Below are 23,101 nucleotides of genomic sequence, written 5' to 3' on the forward strand. Positions count from 1 at the left end.
CGAAGCAGCGATCCGGGGCCCGGCTCGACCGCCCAGACGATCTTCGCCTCCGGCCACGTCCGCCGCAGCAGCCGGACCGCGGGGAGCGTGCGCACGACGTCCCCCACGGCGCCGAAGCGCAGGACGAGAATCGAGCGGGGCGAAACTTCGCGGGACGTGGCAGGCATGCGCGGCGAAAGGTCCTCCGTGGCATTATTCCCGACAAAAGGCGACGGCGAAAGACGGTCGGCCCGGCCGCGGCGCCTGAGGAGGGTTTTTCATGCCGGTTGAACCGTGGTTCCTCGAACTGCTGGCCTGCCCGGTCTGCCGCGGCAAGCTGGTCGAGGCGGCCGACGAGGACGGGCTGGTCTGCGCGGCGTGCCGCGTGCTCTATCCGATCGTGGACGAGGTGCCGCAGCTCCTTCCGGAGTCGGGCCGCCCGCTGGACGGCGCCGACGACCGCCGGCCGTGAGCGGGGACGCGATGGACGAGCGGGTGGTCGCGCGCTTCGCCGGGAAGAAGGTCCTCGTCGTCGGGGACGTGATCCTCGACCGCTACGTCAAAGGCTCGGTGGACCGGATCAGCCCCGAGGCGCCGGTCCCGGTCGTGCGGATCCGCGGGGAGGAACACCGCCCCGGCGGCGCGGCGAACGTCGCCGCGAACCTCGCCGCGCTCGGCGCCGCCGCGCGGCTCGTCTCGGTCGTCGGCGAGGACGCCGGCGCGGCGCGCCTCGCGTCGCTGGCCCGCTCGCTCGGCATCGACGACGCCGGGCTGCTCGCGTCGCCGGGCCGCCCGACGACGGTCAAGACGCGCGTCGTCGCGCATCATCAGCAGGTCGTGCGGCTCGACCAGGAAGACGACCGCCCGATCGGCGAGGCCGCCGCGGCCCGCGCCCTCGGCGCGGCGCTCGCGGGACTGGACGGCGCCGACGCGCTGATCGTCTCCGACTACGCCAAAGGGCTTCTGGTGCCGGAACTGCTCGCGCCGCTCTTGGAGACGGCGCGGGCGAAGGGCGTGCCGGTCGTCGTCGATCCGAAGGCGCGCGACTTCTCGATTTACCAGCCGGCGACGGTCCTCACGCCGAACCTGCTCGAGGCGAGCCGCGCCGCGGGGCGCGACGCGCGCGGCGACGGCGACGTGTCGCTGATCGCCGAGGAACTGCTCGCCGCGCTGCGGATCGACGCGCTCCTCGTGACGCTGGGCGAGGCGGGGATGCTCCTGCTGCCCCGGTCCGCCCCGGCGGTGCGGATCCCGGCGCAGGCGCGCGAGGTCTACGACGTCACCGGCGCGGGGGACACGGTCGTGGCCGTGCTGGGCGCGGGCCTCGCCGCCGGCCTGCCTCTCGAGGACGCCGCCCGCTGGGCCAACGCCGCGGCGGCGGTCGCGGTCGGCCGGCTGGGGACCGCGGCGGTCTCGGCGGCGGAGCTGGCCGCTTTCGGACGAGGAATCTGACAACTTCGGACCGCGCCCGGACCGGCCGGTGCGCGGGGCGCCCGGCCGCGGGCGCCGACGAAACAGGGGGGCGCGAGGCGGGCGGGGATGGAACGCCCGAAGCGCGCGGCGTTCGGGGGGATTTGACCCTCAAGGGGGGTGGTCGCGGATAGGCCGGAGGCTCTAAATTTGGAGCCTCGGACGAGCCCCCTGTCCGCAGGCGAGCCGCGAATGAACGTTCTTGGCATGGTCGAAGGTACTCCGCAGGTTCCGGCCGAAGGCCGCCTCGAGGGCGTGTCCCTTCCCGAACTGCTGTGGGATCTCTGCTGCGTCCGGCACACCGGAGCGCTGCTGATCGAGCGGCAAGGGACCCGCAAGGTGCTCTACTTCCGCGACGGGCGGATCGTCTTCGCCGCGTCCACCGATCCGGAGGACCGGCTCGGCGCGTTCCTCTTCCGGCGCGGCGAAGTGGCGCTGGCCCCGCTGCTCGAGGCGGGGGGCGAGGTCGCGCGCGGCCGCCGCTTGGGGCAGATCCTCGTCGCCAAGGGGCTGATGGACGCGGACCAACTCGTCCGCGCCGTCCTCGACCACGTCCGCGAAATCATCCTCTCCATCTTCCCTTGGTCCGCGGGCCGCTGGCGCCTTTCGCGCGCCTCGCTGCCGGCCGACGAGTCGATCACGCTCGACGTGCCGACCGAAGAGCTGCTGCTCTCCGGCGTGCGCCGCGTCCGCGACGGGGGGCGCGTGCGCCGCGCGGTCGGCGGGCCGCGCGCCGTCTACCGCGCCGTCTTCGGCGCGCCGATCGAGGTCGCGGGGCTCGGCACGACCGAGCGCTCGATCCTCGACGAACTGCGCCGGCCGCTGCGCGTCGATCGTCTCTGCCGCGAGGTCTTCGCCCCGTCGGAGGTCGTCTTCCGCTCGCTCTGGGCGCTGGCGATCCTCGGGCTCGTCGAGCGGATCGAGCCCGAAGGGACGTTCGAACGGCGGGTCGGCGAGGAAGAGGCGACCGAAGGGTTCCTCGAGGCGCGCGGCGGCGCGCCGGAACTGCTGCTCGAACTGGGCGACCGGCGCTTCACCGGCGCGGTGCGCCTGCATCGCCGCGGCGTCGAAGGGGTGCTGTTCCTCAAGGAAGGCCTCGTAGACTTCGCGCGGATCTCCGACAGCGAGCTGAGCCTCGCGGCGCACCTGCTGCGGCGCGGCGTGATCTCCGACCAGGACCGCGACGAGGCGGCGCGGCGGCTGGTCAGCGGCAAGCGGATCGGCGCGCTGCTGGCCGAGCAGGGGGCGCTGGACTACCAGGACCTCAAGCGGTTCGTGCGCGAGCAGGTGCTCGAGGTCGTGAAGAAGCTCGCCCTGTGGAGCGAAGGGGAATACGAACTGACCGAGGGGGAGACGGTAGACGAGTCGATCACCCTCGGCCGGAGCGCCGAAGACGTCGTGATGGGGGCGTACGAATCGCTCGACGCCTGCGAGCGGATCTGGCGCGAGCTCGGGCCGCTGGGGACGGTCTACCGGCTGCGCGGCGAATACCTGCAGCGGCTCGACCGGATGACCCTGCGCCCCGGCGTGTGGGAAATCGTCTCGATGCTCTCCGAGGAGAAGACGGTCGGCGAGCTGCTCGAGGCGCGCCCGGAACCGGACTTCGACGTCTGCCGCTGGCTGTGCGGACTGGTGCGGGTGCGGGTCGTGGAGCGGGTGTCGGCCCGCGCCGATGGGCTCGCCGCGCCGTGGTCCAACGCCGAGGCCGAGATGGCGGCCCCCGAGGCGGCGGCGCCGGAAGCGCCCCCCGTCGGCGCCACCGCGGCCGAGATCGCGCCCGAGCTGTTCAAGACCGGCGGCATTGCCGTCGGCGCCGGACTGGCCGCCGCGGGCGGCGCGGCCCTCGCCGCGGGCGCGTCGCCGGCCCTGACGACGCAGCCGCAGCCGATCGCCCCCGAGCCCGCGGCGCCGTCGCCCGCGACCGCCGAGCCGGAACACGCGGCGCCGCCGGAAACCGCGTTCGAGGCGCCCGCCGCGGCGTTCGAAACGCCGCTCGAGGTGTCGCCCGAGGCGCCGGAATCCGGGTTCGAAGCGCCGTCGGCGTCCGCCTTCGAACCGTCGCTCGAACCGTCGCTCGAAGCGCCCGCGGCCGCGTTCGAAACGCCGCTCGAAGCCGCTTTCGAGGCGCCGGGCGCGGAGGCCGAGGTCCCGTCCGCTTCGGCGCCGGAGACGCCGGCCGAGACGCCCGTCGCCGAAGGCGAGCGGTTCGAGGCGCCGGTCGGCGGCGAGACGGAACGCCAGTACACGACCGCCGAACTCGAGGCGCTGCTGAAGCTCGAAGGCGAAGAGGCCGGCGCCTCGACCGCGGCGGCGCCGGAAGCCGCGCCCGCCGAAGCGGCCGCCGCGCCCTCCTTCGAACTCGACGAGTCGGGCGCGCTCGAAGCGCCGGCGACGCCGGCCTTCGCGCCCGCCGCCGTGCCCGCGCCGCCGGGGGAGGAAGCCCCTCTGCCTCCGCCGCTGCGCGAGGAGCCGTTGCCGCCGGAGGCGGGGTTCGAGCGTCCGCCGGCGCTGCGCGAAGAGGATTTCTACGAGCGGGACCTCTCCCCGGAATTCGAGGTCCCGCCGCCGGTCGCCGCGCCGGAATGCGAGGAAGAGGCCGCCGCGTCCGCGCCGCCGATCGCCGCGCCCGAAGGCGAGGACGAGGCCCCCGCGCCGCCGTCGTTGGCTCTGGAAGGCGAGGAAGAAGCCCCCGCGCCGCCGTCGTTCGCGCCGGAGCGCGAGGAAGAAGCCCCCGCGCCCGCGCCGCCGTCGTTCGCGCTGGAAGGCGAGACGCCGGAGTTGCCGGTCGCCCCCGAGGAAATGGCCCCCGCCGCACCGGCCCCGTGGACCGGCCGGTCGTTCGACGAGGACGCCGCCCGCGAGGGCGCGTCCCTCGGCCCGGCGTCGTTCGGCGCGGCCGAAGAGGGCGTCCCGGCGTGGACGCCGGCGCCCCCGGCGCGCGAGCCGGTCGAGACCGCCGCGCCGTTCGGCGAGCCGTCGTTCGCCGCCGAAGAGGGAGCGCCCGCCTGGACGCCGGCGTCGCCGGAGCGGGAGGTCGTGGAGACCGCCGCGCCGTTCGGGGAGCCGACGCTCGGCGGCGAAGAGCCGGGCGCCGCGCCGGCCGGCCGGCTCTCGGCGAGCGACATCTGGGCCGCCGCGCCGGTGGACACGTCCGGCTTCGAGCCGAGCGGCGCTCCGGTCGATCTGGCCGGCCGCCCCTTCGAGCCGGGCCGGACGGAAGAGCCGCCGGCCGGAGGATTCGAAGCGGAAGCGACCGGTCCGGTCTGGCCGTCCGAGGCCGCCGGCGCGGGCGAAGCGCCGGAGATCCGCGGCTGGGAACCGTCCGCGGCGTCGATCCCGGAAGCGGCGGCGGAGGGGCCGGCGTGGGCCGCCCCCGAAACGCCGTTCGTCCCGCCGTGGGCCGAAGAGACCGCAACCCCGGTCGCGGAGCCGTCGGCGGCGTCGATCCCCGAGCCGCACGGCGAGGCCCCGGTCTGGGCCCCGAGCGGCGGGCTCGTCCCGCCGTCCCCGGAGATCCCGGCTTGGGAGCCGTCCCCGTCGTCGATTCCCGAAGTGCACGCCGAGGCGGCGGAATGGGTCCGGCCCGAGACGCCGGCCTTCGAGCCGCCGGCCGAGGAGGGCGCGGCGCCGCGGTGGGAGCCGTCGCCCGCGTCGATTCCCGAAGCGGGGAGCGAGGCCCCGACGTGGGCCGCGCCGGGCGAGCCGGTCGTCGCGCCGGAAGCCGAGACGCCGACGTGGGAGCCGTCGCCGGAGTCGATTCCCGAGACGCGGGGCGAGACGCCGCGGCGCGTGCCGCTCGGCGGGCCGATGGTCGAGCGCGCGCCGGAGGTCTCGACGTGGGAGCCGTCGCCGGCCTCGATCCCGGCGCCCGAAGCGGCGCTTGAAGCCGCGCCGGAAGAGGAGCAGGGCGGTCCGCTCTGGATTGGTCCGGCGGAGGTCGTCGCGCCGGGCGCGGAAGCCGCGGCCGAGCCGGAGGAAGGCGTTCCGGGGCCGCTGGAAGCCGCCGAAGCGCCCGAGCCGGCCGAGCCGGCCCCCGCGGTCGAAGAGGCCGCGCCGCGCTTCTCCGCGCCGCCTATGCCGTTCCGCAGCACCTACGAGCTGATCGGCGCCGAGGACGAGGAGATCGACACGCAGAACGAGGAGGCGTTCCCGGGACTGCCTGCGCCGTCGCCGGCGTGGTCCGAGGAGCCGCCGCTCCGCGAAGAGGCGGAGGCGCCGTCCGCCGCGGGCGAGCCGCCCGCGATGAGCGAGCCGGCCGCGTCGCTCGAATCGCCCGCGTCGCCCGAAGAGGCCGCGTCGCTCGAATCGCCCGCGTCGCTTGAACAGGCCGCGTCGCTCGAGCAAGCCGCGTCGATCGAACAGGCCGCGTCGCTTGAGCCGTCCGGGTCGATCGCGCGGACCCTCTCGTTCGCCGAGGAACTGGACCGGGCGCACGAGGCGGAGGCGGCGCCGCTGCCGGACGGTCTCGAGTCGGGACCGATCCCGGAAATCGAGATCATCCCGGTCGAGGACACCGCCACGTTCGCGGGGTCGCGCGCGACGCCGCCGGCCGAGGCGCCGGTCGAGGAGCAGGCGCCGGTCGTCGAGCGCCGCGAGGCGGCGGTCGAGACGCCGGGGCGCGAACCTGCCGAGGCGCCCGCCGAAGCGGCGCCGGAAGAGGAACCGCCGACGCCCGCCGCGCCGCGTTCGTTCGACTCGGCGTTCGGAGAGCCGACCGCGCCGCGTTCGTTCGTCTCGCCGTTCGACTCGCCGTTCGGCGAGCCGACCGCGCCGCGCGCTCCGGCCGAGCCGTCGGCGGAGGCGCAGCCCGCCGAGGCGCCGGACGAGCCGAGCGCGGAGACGCGCAAGCTGGTCGATCGGTTCAACCGCCGGCATCAGATCGTCTTCGACGGCCTGCGGCGCGAGATCGGCGCCGGCGTGGGGAACTTCATCAAGAGCTGCGAGAAGCGGCTCGGGCCGGGCGGGGAGGTCTTCGCCGACCTCGCCCCCAACTCGTCCGGCGCGTTCGACGCGGACGCGCTGGCGCGGGCCATCGCCGCGGCGCATCTCGCGGACGAGGCCGCGCCGCTCGAGGCGCTGATCGGAGAAGAACTCGGCTTGGTCCGCGACCTCGTGGACCGCGCGCGCCTTCAGGCGATCGAACGGCAGCTGGCCGAGCTCTGATTCGCCCGCCGCAAGGCGACGATTCGACGGGGGAAGACGCCCCCGTCAGCGACGGGCGCGGGCGGCGAGGATCAGGTCGATGATTTCGCGCACGGCGCCGTGGCCGCCGCCGCGGCGCGCGACCCAGTCGGCGCCGGCTTGGACTTCGGGATGCGCGTCGGCGACCGCGACCCCCAGACCCGCGGCGGTCATCGGCGGCAGGTCCATCACGTCGTCGCCGATGAAGCAGACCTGCTCCCAGGCGAGGCCGCGGCGGGCGAGGATCTCCTCGACCGCCGCCTTCTTGTCCGAGATCCCGAGATGGATCTCGTCGAGCTTCAGGTCCTCGGCGCGGCGGCGCGCGGCCGGCACGTCGCGGCCGGAGACGATCCCCACGACGAGCCCCGCGCGGCGGGCGGCCACGAGCCCCATCCCGTCGCGGACGTGGAACCGCAGCGCCTGCCGGCCGTCCTCGAAGAAGTAGATCCCGCCGTCGGTCAGCGTGCCGTCCACGTCGAGAAGGATCGCCTGAATCGTCGCCGCGCGGGCGCGGGCTTCTTCGCGGTCGAGCACTTCGCCTCCGGTCGGATCAGAAGAGCTGCGTTCCCCAGAGGTCGTGGATCTGCACGACGCCGAGCAGCAGCCCCGCGCCGTCCACGACCGGGATCATCGTGATCTTGCGGTCTTCCATCAGCTTCAGCGCCGCCGCGGCGAGCGTCTCCGGCCCGACCGTCGTCGGGCGCGGCGTCATCACCTCGCTCGCCAGCTTGTCGAGCGGCTGCGCCTCGCGCTCGAGCAGCCGCCGCAGGTCGCCGTCGGTGATGATCCCGCGGAGCCGGCCGTCGCCGTCCACGACGGTCGTGCAGCCGAGCCGCTTCGCGCTCATCTCGAGCACGACCTGCCGCATCGGCGCGTCGGGGGCGACGCGCGGCGCGGCCTCGCCGCCGTGCATGAAGCGGCGCACGCGGGCCAGCCGCCGGCCGAGCTTCCCCGCCGGATGCAGGCGGGCGAAGTCCTCCCGCGAGAACCCCTTGCGGACCATCAGCGAGGCGGCGAGCGCGTCGCCGAGCGCGAGCGCGGCGGTGGTGCTGGCCATCGGCGCCAGGTCGAGCGGGCACCCTTCGGCCGGCACGGAGGTGTCGAGCAGGACGTCCGCCTCGCGGCCGAGGCTGGAGGCGGGCGTGCCGGTGAGGACGATGAGCTGCGCGCCCATCCGGCGGATCGTCTCGACGAGGGCGAGGATCTCCGCCGTCTCGCCGCTCTGCGAGAGGGCGATCACGACGTCCCCCTCGACGACCATTCCGAGGTCGCCGTGCAGCGCCTCGGCGGGGTGGAGGTAGAAGGCCGGCGTGCCGGTCGAGGCCATCGTCGCCGCGATCTTGCGCGCCACGAGGCCGCTCTTGCCCATGCCTGTGAGGACGACGCGCCCCGTCGCGGCGAGGATCAGCTCCGCCGCGCGGTCGAACTCGTCGCCGATGCGGCCGGCCAGCGCCTCGACGGCCCGCGCCTCCGCCAACAAAACGTCCCGCGCCGCTTCGCGGCTCACCGCGCCTCCCGGACCAACGCGTGCAGCGCCTTCAACTCGGCGAGCAGCGCCGGGAACAGGTCGAGGCGCAGGGCGTTCGCCCCGTCGGAGAGCGCTTCGGCCGGATTCTCGTGGACCTCGAAGAAGACCGCGTCCGCCCCCGCGGCGACCGCGGCGCGGGCCAGCGTCGGAATGAACTCCGGGTCGCCGCCCGAGACCGTTCCCGCGCCGCCGGGGCGCTGCACGGAGTGCGTGGCGTCGAAGACGACCGGCACGTCGAAGCCGCGCATCACCGGAATCGAACGCGGGTCGAACACGAGGTTGTTGTAGCCGAACGACGCCCCGCGCTCGGTGAGCATGATCCCGCGCGCGCCGACGCCGCGCAGCTTCTCGACGATGTTCCGCGCGTCCCACGGCGAGAGGAACTGCCCCTTCTTGACGTTGACGACCTTGTCGGTCGCCGCGGCCGCGAGGAGCAGGTCGGTCTGCCGGCAGAGGAACGCCGGGATCTGCAGCACGTCGAGCGCCGCGCCCGCGGCGGCGCACTGCGCCGCCTCGTGGACGTCGGAGAGGACCGGCAGGCCGGTCTCCGCCCGGACCTCGGCGAGGACCGCGAGACCCTCCTCGAGCCCCGGGCCGCGGAACGACGAGGCCGACGTGCGGTTGGCCTTGTCGTACGACGCCTTGAAGACCAGCGGCAGCCCGAGCGCGCGCGCGATGTCGGCGAGCGCGCGGGCGTGCCGCAGCGCCGACGCCCGCGACTCGAGGACGCAGGTGCCGGCGATCACGGCCAGCGGCCCCGGGCCGCCGAAGACGACGTCTCCGGCGACCCGGACCGGGGAAACCTCGGGAATCCCGCTCAAGCCCCGCGCTCCTGGCGGCGGCGCCACGCGGCGGCGACGAGGCCGACGAAGAGCGGTCCCGGCTCCAGCGGACGGCTCTTGAACTCGGGGTGGAACTGGCAGGCCATGAAGAACGGGTGGTCGTTGCGCTCGATGATCTCGACGAGGCCGGTCTCGGGGTTGGTCCCCGAAATGACGAGCCCCGCCTCGCGCAGCCGGTCGAGGTACTCGTTGTTGACCTCGTAGCGGTGGCGGTGGCGCTCGACGACGTCGGTCTTGCCGTAGAGCTTGTGGGCCTTGGTGCCCGGCGCGATCCGGCAGGCGTAGCCGCCGAGCCGCATGTTGCCGCCCTTGGTGGTCAGCGCCCGCTGCTCGGGGAGGAAGTCGATCACCTTGTGCGGCGCGTCGGGGGCGAACTCGGAGGAGTGGGCGCCCTTGAGGCCGGCGACGTTGCGCGCCGTCTCGACGACCGCGCACTGCAGCCCGAGGCAGATGCCGAAGAACGGGATCTTCAGCTCGCGGGCCCGCTCGACCGCGCGGATCATCCCCTCGACGCCCCGCTCGCCGAAGCCGCCCGGGACGAGCACTGCGTCGAGCTTCTGGATCTCCTCGTCGATGTCGCCGCGCTCCATCTTCTCGGCCTCGATGAACTCGAGGTCCACCTTGACGTTGTTGGCCACGCCGCCGTGGCGCAGCGCCTCGTTGAGCGACTTGTAGGAGTCCTCGTACGAGACGTACTTGCCGACCATCCCGATCGTGACGTGCCCCTTCGGGTTCTCGATCGTGTGGACCAGCTTCTCCCAGCGGCTGATGTCGCGCCGCCGGTAGGGGAGGTCGAGCAGCTTGGAGATGATCTCGTCGATCCCTTCCTGCGCGTAGGAGAGCGGCACCTTGTAGATGCTCTCGGCGTCCGGCGCGGAGACGACCTGGTCCACGCTGACGTTGCAGAAGAGGGCGATCTTGCGCTTGATCTCGGCCGGCAGCGGGCGGTCGCCGCGGCAGAGCAGGATGTCCGGCTGGATCCCGATCGAGAGCAGCTCGCGCACCGAGTGCTGCGTCGGCTTCGTCTTCAGCTCGTGGGCCGCGGAGAGCCACGGGACGAGCGTGAGGTGGACGAAGAGGGCGCGGTGCGGCCCGACTTCCTGCCGGAACTGGCGGATCGCCTCGAGGAACGGCAGCGACTCGATGTCGCCGACGGTGCCGCCGATCTCGACGATCTGGATCTCGTGCCCCGGGCTCAGCTCGCGGATCGCCCGCTTGATCTCGTCGGTGATGTGCGGGATCACCTGCACCGTGCCGCCGAGGTAGTCGCCGCGCCGCTCCCGCTCGATCACCTGGTTGTAGATCCGGCCGGTCGTGTAGTTGTTCGACCGCCCGGTGGTGATCGAGGTGAACCGCTCGTAGTGCCCGAGGTCGAGGTCGGTCTCCGCGCCGTCCTCCGTGACGAAGACCTCGCCGTGCTGGAAGGGGTTCATCGTGCCGGGATCGACGTTGATGTACGGGTCGAGCTTCTGGATCGTCACGTCGAAGTTGCGCGACTCCAGCAGGCGCCCGATCGACGCGGCGGCCAGCCCCTTGCCGAGCGACGACGTCACGCCGCCGGTGATGAAGATGTAGCGCGTCTCTTCTTGGCTGCTCATTGGTCCTCTCGCGGAATAGAAAGGCGGCGCTCGGCGCGCGCCAGGTCCTCTGGTGTGTCCACTCCGAACGGGCGACCCCGCGCCGGCAGGGCGGCGATCCGCCAGCCGGCCTCGAGCGCCCGCAACTGTTCGAGCCCTTCGGCCCGTTCGAGGGGCGAAGGGGGGAGGGCGGAAAAGGCGAAGAGCGCCTCGCGGCGCCAGCCGTAGACGCCGACGTGCAGCCGCGCGCAGGCCGGCGGCTCCCCGTCCGGCGGACAGGGGAGCTGAGCGGCCCCGGCGGGGCGGGCGTAGGGGATCGGGGAGCGCGAGAAGTAGAGCGCGCGCCCCTTGGCGTCCACGACGACCTTGCAGGCGTTCGGGTCGAGCCACATCGCGCGGCCGGCGAGCGGCGCGGTCAGCGTGGCCAGCGAGACGTCGCCGGCGGGGTCGTCCAGCGCCTCGATCAGGGCGTCTACGTCGTCGGGGGCCAGAAACGGCTCGTCGGCCTGGAGGCCGACGACGATCGCGGCGTCCCGGCGCCGCACGACCTCCGCCACGCGGTCGGTGCCGCTGGGGTGGTCGGGGCGCGTCTCCTCCGCCTTGTAGCCGGCGGCGCGCACGACGTCGATCACCCGCGGGTCGTCGGTCGCGACGACGACTTCGTCGACGAGCCGGCCACGGGCGGCGAGGTCGCAGGCGTGGAGGACGAGGGGACGGCCGCCCAGCGGAGCCAGCACTTTGCCGGGAAACCGCTTGGACGCCCAGCGGGCGGGTATGACGACGATCGCGTGCGGCAACACCTACCCCATTGCGGATGTATTTCCGCCGAGCCGCGCCGGATCCTAGACGACCTGCGGCCGTCGGTCAACTCGCGGCGCATGATGTATCTTGTCGCCCGTGACCGAGACGACGAGCGGCTCCGCCCCAAGCCCTGCCGTGGACGTGCGGGACGTCGAGAAGAGTTTCCCCCGCAAGCGGACGATGCGCGAGATCGCGCGCCGGCCGTTCGTCCGCCGCGAGCGTTCGCGGGCGCTCCGCGGCGTCTCGCTGGCGGTCGCGCGGGGCGAGTTCGTCGGCCTTCTCGGGCCGAACGGCGCGGGCAAGACGACGCTCCTCAAGGTGCTCTGCGGGCTCGTCTTCCCCGACCGCGGGACGGCGCGCGTCCTCGGCGTCCCGGTGGAGAGCGCGAAGGTCCACGCCGTCGTCGGCCTCGCCCACGGCGAGGAGCGCTCGTTCTACTGGCGCCTCTCCGGGCGCGAGAACCTGCAGTTCTTCGCCCGGCTCTACGGCCTCTCCGGCGCGCCGCTGCGCGAGCGCGTCGAGGAGCTGCTGACGCGGGTCAACCTCGCCGCTGACGGCGACCGCCGCTTCTCCGACTACTCCTCCGGGATGCGCCAGCGGCTGGCGATCGCCCGCGCGCTGCTCGCCGACCCGCCGCTGCTGCTGATGGACGAGCCGACCCGCAGCCTCGACCCGCTCTCCGCGGCGGAGCTGCGGGAGTGGATCGCCGAGGAACTGCACGGGCGGCAGGGGAAGACGATCGTCCTCGCCACGCACAACCTGCGCGAGGCGGAGACGCTCTGCCGGCGGGTCGTCGTGCTCGACAAGGGGCTCGTCCGGGCGGACGGGGCGCCGGACGAGCTGCGCCGGCGCGGCCTCGGCGGGATCGTCTACCGGCTGCGCCTTTCTGGCTGCGCCGCGCCGCCGCCGCTCGACGGCGCGGAGGTGCTCGGCGCGGAGCGCGGCGCGGACGGCGCGCTCGCGCTGACCGTGCGGCTCGCCGGGGCGGAGGGGCTCGACCCGCTGCTCGGCGCGATCCGCGACGGCGGCGGGCGGGTCCTCGCCTGCTCCGCGGAGGAGCCGGACCTCGAGCAGGCGTTCCGCCGCCTCGTCGAGGAGGGGCGATGAGCGCGGCGCGGCGCGCGGGCGCCGTTCCGACGTCCACGCTCTTCGGGCGCGCGACGAGCCTGCCGCGCACGGCGCGGGCCTTCTTCCTGCGCGACTTCCAGGAGGAGGCGTCGTACCGGCTGTCGTTCGCGATGTCGTTCGCCGGGCTGTTCCTCGCCTCGACGGTCTGGTTCTTCCTCGGCCGCTTCGTGCAGGGGGTCGCCGAGCCGGGCGCGCTGAGCCGCACGCTCGACGGGCTCGACTACTACAGCTTCACCCTCGTCGGGCTGATGATCGGGCGGTTCATCGACGTCGCGCAGTCGTCCTACAGCTCGAAGATCCGCGACGAGCAGACGACCGGCACGCTCGAGGCGATGCTCGTCACGCCGACGAAGCTGGGGCACATCATCCTCGCCGGCTCGACCTGGAGCTACGTCTTCGCGCTGCTGCAGGCGGGGGCCTATCTCTTCTTCGGCGTCTTCGTCTTCGGCGTGCGGCTGAACGTCGGCAGCGTCGTCGGGGCGCTGGCGGCGGTGCTCTTCAGCGTCCTCGCCCTCTCCGGCATCGGGATCCTCTCCGCGGCCTTCGTGCTCTACTTCAAGCGCGGCAACCCGATCGACTACGCGATGAGCATGGCGGCGATGCTGTTCGGCAACATGTACATCCCGGTGCGCACGATGCCGGCCGAGCTGGCCTGGATCTCCAAGTGCATCCCGGTGACCTACGCCGTGGACGCGGTGCGCGGCGCGCTGCTGCAGGGCAAGGTCCTCGCCGAGCTGCTGCCCGACCTGCTGGCGCTGCTCGGGTTCGCGGCCGTGCTGCTGCCGCTCGGGCTCGCCGGCGCGTGGTTCGCGGTGCGCCGGGCGAAGCAGGAAGGGACGCTCGTCCAATACTGATCGGCGAAGCCCCGCGCGCGGGGGGAGGAACGATGGACCTGCGGCTCGACGGGTTGACGGTCTTCGTGAGCGGGGCGAACGGCGGGATCGGCCGCGCGCTCGCCGCGGCCTTCGCCGGCGAGGGGGCGCGGCTCGCGCTCCACGCCCACAGCGGCTACCGCGCGCTTTCGGAGTGGATCGCGGGGCAGTCGTGGCGCGACCGCGCCTCGGCCCTGCCGGCCGACGCGACGAAGCCGGACGAGATGGACGACGTCTTCGAGCGGGCCACGGCGCGCTACGGCCGCGTGGACGTCGTCGTCGCCAACGCCGGGATCTGGCCGGCCGAGGAGCTGCGGATCGACCAGCAGCCGGAAGAACGGCTGCGGCGGACGATCGAGGTCAACCTGCTGGGGAGCCTCTGGACGGCGCGCTCGTTCTTCAAGACGCTCGCCCGCACCGGGCCGCGGCCCGACGGGCGCGGCGCGGCGCTGATCTTCGTCGGCTCGACCGCGGGACGGTTCGGCGAGAAGGGGCACGTGGACTACGCGGTGGGGAAGGCGGGGCTGGCGGGGCTGGTGCGCACGCTGAAGAACGAGATCGTCGCGCTCGACCCGTACGGCCGCGTCAACATGGTCGAGCCGGGTTGGACGGCGACCGAGATGGCGCGACCGACGCTCGAGGTGCCGGGCGCGGTCGCGCGGGCGCTCCGCACGACGCCGATCCGGCAGCTCTCCCTGCCCGAGGACATCGCGCGGATGGTCGTCTTCCTCGCCAGCCCCGCGGCGCGCAACGTCTCCGGGGAGATCGTCGCCGTGGACGGCGGGATGGAAGGGCGCGTCCAGTGGGAGGGCGACGAGATCGACGAGGAGCGGGTGCGGGCGCGCCTCAAGGCCGACTGAGCGGCGGCCGGGCAGGAGGCGGATCGCTTGACCCGCATCGTTCATCACGAATGTCGGCGTCGAGGTGGCGGATGCGGCGCCGCGGCGCGGGGGGCCGCGCCGGACGATCGCGCTGAGTGCGGGCGCGGAGACCACGCTGATCCAGGGCTGCGCTGCCGCGCGCGGTGACATGTGGCGCGCGCCGAAGATCCGCCGCAGTCGGTTGGCCACAAAGCGACGGCAACTGCTGCGGCCGAGAACGACGGCGTCCTTCAGCTCCTTGATCCGGTTCCCGCAGTCGCCGCGGCCGCGGCACACCTCGTACGCCAACTTGGGATGATCTGGCAGGTTCGTGACGACGTCGCGCGTGCTCTCCCGCGGCTCCCGCCCGGCGAAGCGCACGACCGCCGCCTTGACCACGACCAGCCGCGCGCGCTTTCAGGAGCCCGTGCGGTACCAGCACGCCCGGAAGACTCGCGTCGTCTCCTCCGTCGCCGCGCCGAACGCGCGGGCCTGCGCCTGCCAATGCGCCGCCGCGGCCTTGAGCACGCCGTTCTTGCGGAATCCCACAACGCAGTCGCTGTCCTGGCCGTCGAGGCGGACGAGCACCCGCGCCTCGGCAGGGGCAGCCGCCGCGCCGGGCCGGTGGCGCAGGACAAAGACGCGGCACGCCGAGGCGCGGGGAGGCCGTTCCTCAGGATCAGGTCATCGAGGCGCTGCTCCGTCTCGTTGTTACGGGTCACGAGGCAGCGCAGCGAAACGCAGCACCACGAGTCGTAGTAGCCGTTGAGGGGGGGCCCCGGCCGCCGTCCGCGCGTCCGGGAGCTGCAAACATAGTGGTCGGTTCCGCTTGCGGAGCTGTCTCACGGTCTGGTAGAACTGTCCCGCGGCTGAGAAGCGTGTCGCGGTTGGGGAACCGCACACCGGCGGGGACAGATCTCGAAGCAAGCGGCGTTCGTCCCTCCGTGGCGAGTCCGACGCACGATACCTGCGGCCGCGGGGATCCGCTGGATCCCGCGAGTGTCGGTTCGGCAGCCTGAACTCCGAGCCGCGAGGGGAAGCGCCATGCGTGCTGTCTGCGGGTTCTGGATGCGTCTCGCATCAACCGTTGCCTTGCTCTATTTTTTCTTTGTCGTTCCTGCGAATGCCGTGGATTTCGGCCCGGCGCCGGACCGGATGGCGGTGGTTTCCACGGAGCCCGGCGTTCCGAAGGCGTCCGTCTTCGCGGATTTCGACAAACAGGAACGCGTGGCCTTGTTTGGCGGTGTCCTCAACCTCTCCTATCCGGCGACCGCCGAGCTTCCGGTCGAGCACGGCTGGCGCTTCGGGCTGACTCTTGCGGAAAACTCGAACGGAGGGTTCCAGACCGTCGTGCACAGCCCGTCGTCGGCGCCGACCAAACGGTCCGTGGGGATCGAGACGGTGCTTCAGGGACGGTCATGGGTGGGCTTCGGCTGGAAGCTCCAAGTCGGCCGGATCTTCGACGCCAACACATGGGATCCCGGGCACTGCTCGATATTCGCCAACCCGGACACCTGCATGCAGGACGAGTGCGACCTGAACTTCCCGCAGAGCTACGCGACCGAGTCCAGGCGGCTCTACGAAGACGAGCATGGCACGCAGATCGAGCTCGGGCCGCTCGTCGACGACCGCGAACTGCGGTACGAGACGTCGATCGACGGAGCGGGGAAGACGCGCCTCACGCTGACGAAAGGGAACGGAACAAGGTACGAGTTCGAGGAGATCGTTGCCGCGGACCGTCAGCAGGGCGGCCACGCGCTGTGGGGCGGCTACATCTTCAACGAATCCAGGGCGGGCTACTACGTCACGCGGATCGCCGACGTCTACGGCAACGCGATCACCGTCGACTACTACGGCGGGGACAACCCGCGGTACCCGGAAGCGATTCGTCGCATCGAATACGCGCCTGACGGGGCCGCGAGGTGGGCGATCACGACGACCCTGTGGCAGGCCGGCGACTGCGGCGCGGGACGTCCCGACTGCCCTTCCGACTCCATCGTGGGCATGCTGCGGACTCTGACGTACACGGGGCCCGGAGGGCTTCCCGTCAGCAGGGACTTTTTCTACGAGACGGTGACGTCGAACGCGGCGCGCAACGGCGGCCCCGTTCCCGTCCTCGCGAGGATGGTCTTGCCTCCCGACGAGCGGGGCGTCCGTCCGGAGTACCGGTTCAAGTACGGCCGCGGCGGGGAAGCGACTGCCATGAAGTCCGACCCCGTGAGCTATCCCATCGCCGTCAAGCGTATCGACTACCCGACGGGCGGGGCGACGCTGTACAAGTACGGACTCTGGATCGGGCGCTCTGTTCCGAACTGCATCCCTATCAGCTTCTTCACGGGCGGCGGCGGTTTCGGCACCTACGGCGACGGCCGCGGCGACGTTCTCCACAACAGAATCCTCGTCGACGGGTGCGACATCAGTCTGGCCGCGAAGCCAACCGGCATTCTGTGGAACGAGTGCTCAGCGACTCGGGATCCGTCCACGGGCGAGACCACGCAGTCATGCACGACGCACCAGTGCGCGGTCGGCGACTCGGCGTGCAACGCTGCGAATCAAGTCATGAGCGCCTGCGCCGACGACGACATGGCATGCGACCCTTACGAGTCACTCCCCGCCACGGCGTCAACGAACCCGCTGGACGAATGGGAGCCGCCGGCTCCGAATCCCAACCCCTGCGCCGTCCTTTCGACGTGCGACGAGCACGTGAACGGATGGCGCCTCGGCTACAACGGCGGGGTGGTGAGCCGCACCGTGTTCCCCGCGGGAACGGGTTCGGGAGCCGAGGTCGACTGGGCGATGCCGCACGCGACGACGCGGTGGAACAGAGCGTTCTACCTCACCGGCATCGATTCGCCGACGTCGAGCACCGGCGTCCGGACCACGAACGAATTCGAGATGATCAACCCGGACGGGAGCCGCGAGGTCTCGCAGTTCTCGGGAAGCCCGGACGGGAGCATGGGCGACGAGGGACTGGTCGCCTCCACGAACTACTACGACGCCGCCGGAAACCTGATTCGGCGCAAGGAGTTCCAGTACGACGGCGAAGGGGGCGTGCGGCCGTCGGGAAAGAGCGAACTCAAGAACCCGCTGGTGAAGGAGACGACGACGTTCTTCCTCGACGACAAGGAGGGCGCGGACTGCCTTGCCTCCTCCACGAGTTCCACTCGCCAGGACGCGCCGTTCATCAGGGAGACGAACAGCGAGAGGACGCAGGTCGGCGCGGCTCCCGGCGACCGCTGGCGGAAGACCGTCGTGGACGGCTCCTACGTGGAACGCGCCCCCGACGGAACGGCGGGCTCGTCGATTGAGTACACGCACTACGAGGACCTGGACGCCGGCACCAGCCGCGGCGCGGCGAACGTCTTTGGAGCGTACGACTATCACTTCAGCGAGTACGGCGGACGGCGCGCGGCGAGGTGCTATTCCTTCGACGGGAAAGGGGCGATGACCAGCGAGACCGGCGTCGTCGCGCTCGCGGCGGCGGGAGGAGCGACGACGTGCTCTTCGGTCGGCTCCGCGGCGGGCGACCTTCTGACGACGGCGGACTACGATTCCAAGGGGAATCTCGCGAACTACGTCTTCGGGGGCGGGGACGTGCTTCCGGGAGCGACGGCCCACAGCTACACGGTCAACTACTCATGGCGGAACGGCGTCGCGGTGAGCATGGGGATCTCCGGCCAGAACTACCTCCTGAAGAACCAGCAGGCCGACGAGGCCGGGTTCGTCTCCTCGGCACTCGACCCGAACGGCCTCGAGTCCCGATACACGTACGACGCGTTGGGCCGCGTCAAGTCGATCGAGCCGCCGACGGGCGAGCAGACCACTCAGATCGCCTACCCGGACTTCACGAAGATGCTGGCGTCGCGGGCGAACAGCGCGAAGCGGGAGCTCGACCCCTCGGACGCGACGCAGTCCTTCAGCGAGACGATCTACGACGGCCTCGGACGGCCGGTCGAGCAGCGCAAGGCCCTTCCGGACGGGAGCCTCGCCGTCCAACTTACCCGCCACGACCAGATGGGGCGCGTGGTGTTCGTCTCGGAGTGGATGGAGCAAGCGCAGTACGGCAACGCCGCCAGAGTGCCGTCATGGCATGCGCCGGACCGGGACGGGGACGGGACGGCCGACTACGTGATCGACGACATACCCGCGGACGGCAGCGGGCGGCCCTTGGGCACAGTGACGTTCTACGGGACACCGTCGGCGGACGCCCCCGACGATCCGCTGCAGGCCAGCGCCGACGCGATGGGGCGTCCGACCGAGGTCCGCGCCGTCGACGGGAAGCGGACGACCACCCGCTACTGCGGCCCGCACAAGGAAGTGACGACGTCGGTGGCGACGGCCCCGGGGTCCGAGAGCGACGTGAGCGCCCGGTACTACTACGACGGGCTCGGCCGGCTCGCCTTGGTGGACGTCGCGCCGTTCGGCGGTTCGGGCGTCTCCCCGATCGCGGCGGACGCGAGCTACCGCTACGACGTCTTCGGGAAGATCCGGAAGGCGACGCTCGCGGGAAACCTGCCGAGCGCGCCGTTCTGGGCATGGCGCGACGGAACGGACCCCGCCGGGCAGGTGCGCCGCTTCGAGTACGACGGCCTCGGGCGTCTTCGACGGGAGCAGCTTCCGGAGGAGAGCGGGACGGCGGTTCCGCAGCAGACGTCGCCGCCCGTCCGAACCTGCACCGTCTCGGGCGGGGGCAACGGTCCGATCGGCACGAATCCCGTCGATCCCGACGATCCGGACTCCGGCGGCGACGGCACGACGCGGACACCGCCGCAGGTGACGTGCACGGAAACGCCGGGCGCGCCGCTGCCCGACCAGTGGACGGAGATCGACCGGCAGTACCTGGCGTACGACGCGTGGGGCAACCTGCTGGCGTGGCAGGACGCGCTGGGCCAGAAACGCGGGTACTTCTTCCAGAACGACTATGACGTCGCCGGCCGCATCACGGCCGCGTGGCGCACGATCGGAGTTCCGGGTTCGCCGTCCGCCGCCGTCGAGCGGATCGCCTCGGCGACGCCCGACTTCGGCACGATCTCCGCGTCCTCGCAATTCGTCGTGTCGGGCACGGGAACGATGCCGAGCCTTTGGAAGCCCGCGGCTCTCGGACAAGGCAACTGCCCCGCCGCGCCGCCGACCGGCGGGACGTCGGCGTTCTCCACGGGCCTCTGCGCCTACTCCTCCGTCAAGGGGACCGCGGACGCGGTGCGCTTCGCCGCGACGGGCGCGACGCGCGACGACGTGCTGAAGTTCCTCCACTGGCGCGACGTGCGGGCCGGAAGCGGGAGCCACGACCAGTTCTCCGTGTGGGTGACGCTCCAGACGGCCGGCGCCGACGTCGCCAGCCCGCGCGTCCTCTTCACGTCCTCGGACGCGCAGCCGTCGTTCAAGGCCTGGATCGCCGCGCCGCCGATCCGTCCGGGCGACGTCTTCACGGCGGACGAGTGGCCCGAGGGCGCGACGCGGGACATCTACGTCTACTTCGTCTTCAAGAAAGGGGACACGTCGGCGACGAGCGGAAAGGGCGTCGTCGTGACGAACGTCTCCCTCGGGCGGCCGTCGAGCGAGCTCTTGGCGTCGTACGGCTACGACGAGGACCACTGCGCGACGGGCGCCGCCGCGGCGGCGTGCGCCGACGCGACGGGGAGGGCGAACGCCCCGCTGGGCCGGCAGACGACGGTCCGCTCGTACGAGGCGGGGACCGCCACGTCGGTGCGGCGCCTGGTCTACCGCGGGCTCGGCGGACGCCCCTCGGCGAGCCAGGAGTGGCTCAACTGGAGCGGCGTCCCCGCGGCCGAGTCGGCGTGGCCCTCGTGGGCCTCGGCGACGTCGTACGCGACGAGCGGCGCGCCGAACGGCTGGACGGCGCCGCACGCCGCCGGGACGTCGGGGAACGTCTTCGCGGTGGACCTGGCCCGCGACTACGCGCTGCGGGTGCGGGACGCGTCGTCGGGGACGACGTACGCCGAGGCGCGGGCGTCGGGGACGGCGTCGTCGCCGTACGACGCGGCGGGCCTGCCGCGGGCGATCGCCTTCGGGAACGGCGTGCTGCAGACGATCGCGCGGGACGCGCGGCACCGGCCGAGCGGGATCGTCGTGCAGGGACCGGCGGGGAGCGTGCTCTGGGACACGGGGACGTACGCCTACGACGGCGCGGGGATGATCGAGGCGATCGGGACGCAGCGCTACGCGTACGACGCGGCGGGGCGGCTCGTCTACGCCGAGGCGGTCCCGCAGGCGGCCGGCGGGAACGCGGCGGACGTGGAGACGTTCGGGTACGACCTCTTCGGCAACCTGAAGTCGCGGGCCGTGCAGGCGGCGGCGGGGCGGACCGCGCCGGCGGCGGAGTCGGCTTCGCTGGACTTCGACGCGTCGTCGTCCGCGGACGGCTCGACGAACAGGAACCAGGTCGTGCGGCGGGCGGTGCTCGACAACGCGGGCGCGCCGCTCAAGGACGCGAACGGGCAGCCGGTCTACGCCAAGGACTTCTCCTACGACGCGAACGGCAACGCGACGCGGTTCCCGGGCCTGCTCGCGACGCCGGCCGGCGGCTTCTGGGACCCGCAGAACCGGATGACGGTCTTCGTGCAGGGGGACCCGCAGGCGGCGAAGGCGACGCCGGCGGAGCAGTACCGCTACGACGCGGCGGGGACGCGCTGGCTCCGGCTCGACAAGAGCGGGCTGCCGCGGCTGACGCTGCGCGACGGCGCGGGGCAGGCGCTGGCCGAGTACACGGTGAGCCCCGCCTCCGGCGGCGGCGGGACGATCGCGGCGGCGAAGGAGTACGTGCCCGGCTTCGGGGGCGTCGTCGCCGAGCGGACGTGGACCACGTCGATGGGGACGCTGCCGAAGGTCACGTTCCACCAGCGCGACCACCTCGGCAGCCTGCGCCTCGTCACCGACGCGACGGGCGCGGTCGTCGAGGCGCACGACTACTACCCGTTCGGCGGCGAGATGGGGCCCGTCGCCTCCTCGAGCCGGAAGAAGTTCACGGGGCACGAGCGGGACGAGGAGACCGGGCTCGACTACATGCTCGCGCGGTACTATCCGGCATCGATGGGGAGGTTCCTGAGCGTCGATCCGGGGTTCGACGTCCAGCCGGAAGATCCTCAGAGCTGGAACCTGTACGGGTACGTCAGGAACAACCCGATCAACGCAACGGATCCAACCGGGGAATGGGAATGGCTGGATAGGCTGATCAGGAAGTTCATCGATCGGAAGGCACCCTCGAGACAGGTCAGTGAACAAGAACACAAGGAGCGTCAAGAACTGCTGGAAGGCGCCGGGATCGGGGGCAAGGAGGCTCAAGACCTCGACGGCAAGATCGGCGGCGTCGGTGACGGTGAAAAGGTGCAAGAAGGGGTAAAAACCGGCCTTGAAAAAGTCGGCGGTGCCTTGGCTGAGGAAGGACTGACTTCGGCGGCTACACTCGGTGCTGGGGCGCTGATCAAGGGACTCCCAGCTACCGAGAAGATCGGAAACCTAATTCGCGGCTCCCTCAAGCGCGCGAAGGGGTTCGACGGGCGGCTCGCCGAAATGACGGTCGAAGAAGTCGCTCAGCTCGCAAAGAGCGGAACCGCTGCCGAGCAGCGCGCCGCGAAGAATATGTTGAAGTTGGCCTCTGACGCCCCGCGTTTGCTTGAGAAAACAAGCGGAAAGCCCCGGTGAGCCATGCGTACGCTGAGCGAGATTCTCAATGATCGCAACGCGATCTGTCGGCTGGCAGATGTTCAGAGATTATCGGCAGATCGGGATTTCGATGATGCCGCCAGGGCTGCCATCGCGCTGCTCGACGAACAGCCATCCTTTGCACCTGCTCTGGTATCCGTCGCTATAGACATGATGCTCGGCAGTGGCGAAGGAGAGGACTTCACCATTGAGAACACCGAGAAGGCACTAGAGAGAGCCCGCGAACTTTCCCTTATGGCACAGGACGCGTGCTTCGAGTACGCTCACTTTTTGTACAGTGCGAACGACGATGCAGAGGCTGCTCTAGAGGTCACGCGAGCCGAGATCACTCGGCTTCGAGAGCGGCTCCAAGAGATACTTAAGCTGCAGGCAGATTGTTTGCTGGAGTTGGGACGGGAGCCTGAAGCGAAGCAGGCATTGTCCCGCGCGCGTTACTTCGGTGAGTCCGAGCTGTAGTCGCTCGTCTTGTCGGTGTCCTGACCGGAGCCCGGCGCGTACCGCACCCGGTTTCTTGGACACAAGCGTGTCCCCACGCGGCCGCGCCGCCGGAGCGTGTCATAGAGTTTGAGACACCTGCCGGCTGCATTTAGTGACCCGGCCAGGTTGCCGGCCGCGGCGGGTTGATCCAGACCTCGCCGGCCAGGCGCGGGGACGAGCCGTGGCCATCGGAGCAAGACAGCCTCGAAACGACGCGTTCGGCGAGGGTCGGGAGATGCGCGACGTGGTCCCGGATCGACGCCGCCAACCGCTTGAGGAAGGCACCGAGGAATGACGCGTGGCGCGGCAAACAACGCGGAGGCCGAGAGCGGGGTTCGGTATCGAACTAAATACTTCTACGACCGCGTCGGGAGGCTGACGCGGGCGGAGGTCCTGCCGCAGGCGGGCGCGCCGTCGGACGCGCGGCTCGACGTCGAGGAGTACGCGTACGACCCGTTCGGGAACATGACCCGGCGGACGATCCTCTCGCCGGCGGGGCGGGGGGCGACGGAGGCGTTCGCGCTCGCCTTCGAGCCGGGGGCGGTGCCGGGAACGGCGCCGTCGGGCGACGGCTCCCCGAACCGGAACCGGATCGCCGCGCGCGCCCTCTACGACGGCTCCGGCAACGCCATCATGGACAACGGCGCGCCGCGCGCCGCGCAGGACGTCGAGTACGACCTCGACGGCAACGCGGTCCGCCTGC

At 72.0% G+C, this 23,101-nt stretch carries 15 protein-coding genes; 9 read left to right on the forward strand and 6 right to left on the reverse strand.

Annotation, left to right across the window (positions count from 1 at the left end):
* Positions 1–259 precede the first annotated feature (259 nt).
* The 3 genes from LLG88_02285 (at position 260) to LLG88_02295 (ending at position 6,612) form a co-directional block, all read left to right on the forward strand.
* Positions 260–451, forward strand: coding sequence for a Trm112 family protein (locus LLG88_02285; GenBank protein MCE5245736.1), 192 nt, complete (start codon positions 260–262; stop codon positions 449–451).
* Positions 448–1,431, forward strand: a complete 984-nt coding sequence (gene rfaE1 / locus LLG88_02290) for a D-glycero-beta-D-manno-heptose-7-phosphate kinase (GenBank protein MCE5245737.1) — start codon at positions 448–450, stop codon at positions 1,429–1,431. Before LLG88_02285 ends, rfaE1 begins: the two co-directional genes overlap by 4 nt.
* A gap of 225 nt (positions 1,432–1,656) precedes the next feature.
* Positions 1,657–6,612, forward strand: coding sequence for a DUF4388 domain-containing protein (locus tag LLG88_02295; protein MCE5245738.1), 4,956 nt, complete (start codon positions 1,657–1,659; stop codon positions 6,610–6,612).
* Between the two features lie 45 nt (positions 6,613–6,657).
* Here LLG88_02295 and LLG88_02300 read toward each other — a convergent pair whose 3' ends face one another.
* Genes LLG88_02300 through kdsB form a run of 5 tightly spaced genes read right to left on the reverse strand, consistent with a single transcriptional unit; the run spans position 6,658 to position 11,377 of the window.
* Positions 6,658–7,164 carry an HAD hydrolase family protein gene (locus tag LLG88_02300; GenBank protein ID MCE5245739.1) on the reverse strand — a complete coding sequence of 169 codons (507 nt, stop codon included), beginning with the start codon at positions 7,162–7,164 and terminating at the stop codon, positions 6,658–6,660.
* A 16-nt stretch (positions 7,165–7,180) separates the two neighbouring features.
* On the reverse strand, positions 7,181–8,137 hold the full coding sequence (locus LLG88_02305) for a KpsF/GutQ family sugar-phosphate isomerase (protein MCE5245740.1): 957 nt from the start codon (positions 8,135–8,137) through the stop codon (positions 7,181–7,183).
* A complete protein-coding gene (kdsA, locus tag LLG88_02310) occupies positions 8,134–8,970 on the reverse strand; it encodes a 3-deoxy-8-phosphooctulonate synthase (GenBank protein ID MCE5245741.1) in 837 nt (278 codons plus the stop codon). The genes LLG88_02305 and kdsA overlap by 4 nt, the downstream gene beginning before the upstream one ends.
* 5 nt (positions 8,971–8,975) lie before the next feature.
* Positions 8,976–10,598 carry a CTP synthase gene (locus LLG88_02315; protein ID MCE5245742.1) on the reverse strand — a complete coding sequence of 541 codons (1,623 nt, stop codon included), beginning with the start codon at positions 10,596–10,598 and terminating at the stop codon, positions 8,976–8,978.
* On the reverse strand, positions 10,595–11,377 hold the full coding sequence (gene kdsB / locus LLG88_02320) for a 3-deoxy-manno-octulosonate cytidylyltransferase (protein ID MCE5245743.1): 783 nt from the start codon (positions 11,375–11,377) through the stop codon (positions 10,595–10,597). The genes LLG88_02315 and kdsB overlap by 4 nt, the downstream gene beginning before the upstream one ends.
* A 97-nt stretch (positions 11,378–11,474) precedes the next feature.
* Here kdsB and LLG88_02325 point away from each other — a divergent pair, with 97 nt between their 5' ends.
* From LLG88_02325 to LLG88_02335, 3 genes are read left to right on the forward strand one after another with little or no spacing between them, the layout of a single operon-like run.
* Complete coding sequence (locus LLG88_02325; GenBank protein ID MCE5245744.1) at positions 11,475–12,485, forward strand: ABC transporter ATP-binding protein; 1,011 nt, start codon at positions 11,475–11,477, stop codon at positions 12,483–12,485.
* Entirely contained in the window at positions 12,482–13,360 is an 879-nt protein-coding gene (locus LLG88_02330) for an ABC transporter permease (protein MCE5245745.1), read from the forward strand. Before LLG88_02325 ends, LLG88_02330 begins: the two co-directional genes overlap by 4 nt.
* Before the next feature lie 32 nt (positions 13,361–13,392).
* Entirely contained in the window at positions 13,393–14,238 is an 846-nt protein-coding gene (locus tag LLG88_02335) for an SDR family oxidoreductase (GenBank protein ID MCE5245746.1), read from the forward strand.
* A 417-nt stretch (positions 14,239–14,655) separates the two neighbouring features.
* Here the strand turns inward: LLG88_02335 and LLG88_02340 are convergent, their stop codons facing one another.
* Positions 14,656–14,826, reverse strand: coding sequence for a hypothetical protein (locus LLG88_02340; GenBank protein ID MCE5245747.1), 171 nt, complete (start codon positions 14,824–14,826; stop codon positions 14,656–14,658).
* Between the two features lie 639 nt (positions 14,827–15,465).
* Between LLG88_02340 and LLG88_02345 the strand changes: the two genes are divergently transcribed.
* The 3 genes from LLG88_02345 to LLG88_02355 form a co-directional block, all read left to right on the forward strand.
* A complete protein-coding gene (locus LLG88_02345; GenBank protein MCE5245748.1) occupies positions 15,466–21,900 on the forward strand; it encodes an RHS repeat-associated core domain-containing protein in 6,435 nt (2,144 codons plus the stop codon).
* Positions 21,901–21,903: 3 nt separating this feature from the next.
* Entirely contained in the window at positions 21,904–22,377 is a 474-nt protein-coding gene (locus tag LLG88_02350) for a hypothetical protein (protein MCE5245749.1), read from the forward strand.
* Positions 22,378–22,689: 312 nt separating this feature from the next.
* Positions 22,690–23,101: hypothetical protein (locus LLG88_02355; GenBank protein ID MCE5245750.1), on the forward strand; the 412-nt coding region annotated here is incomplete at its 3' end.

Source organism: bacterium (assembly GCA_021372775.1).
In the GTDB taxonomy this organism is placed as follows: domain Bacteria; phylum Acidobacteriota; class Polarisedimenticolia; order J045; family J045; genus JAJFTU01.

What these genes read in the sequence shown, in the direction of transcription:
- LLG88_02285 (MCE5245736.1), top strand. Translation starts at nt 260, where the DNA reads ATGCCGGTTGAACCGTGGTTCCTCGAACTGCTGGCCTGCCCGGTCTGC.
- LLG88_02295 (MCE5245738.1), top strand. Translation starts at nt 1,657, where the DNA reads ATGGTCGAAGGTACTCCGCAGGTTCCGGCCGAAGGCCGCCTCGAGGGC.
- LLG88_02315 (MCE5245742.1), bottom strand. Translation starts at nt 10,598, where the DNA reads ATGAGCAGCCAAGAAGAGACGCGCTACATCTTCATCACCGGCGGCGTG.
- LLG88_02330 (MCE5245745.1), top strand. Translation starts at nt 12,482, where the DNA reads ATGAGCGCGGCGCGGCGCGCGGGCGCCGTTCCGACGTCCACGCTCTTC.
- LLG88_02335 (MCE5245746.1), top strand. Translation starts at nt 13,393, where the DNA reads ATGGACCTGCGGCTCGACGGGTTGACGGTCTTCGTGAGCGGGGCGAAC.
- LLG88_02350 (MCE5245749.1), top strand. Translation starts at nt 21,904, where the DNA reads ATGCGTACGCTGAGCGAGATTCTCAATGATCGCAACGCGATCTGTCGG.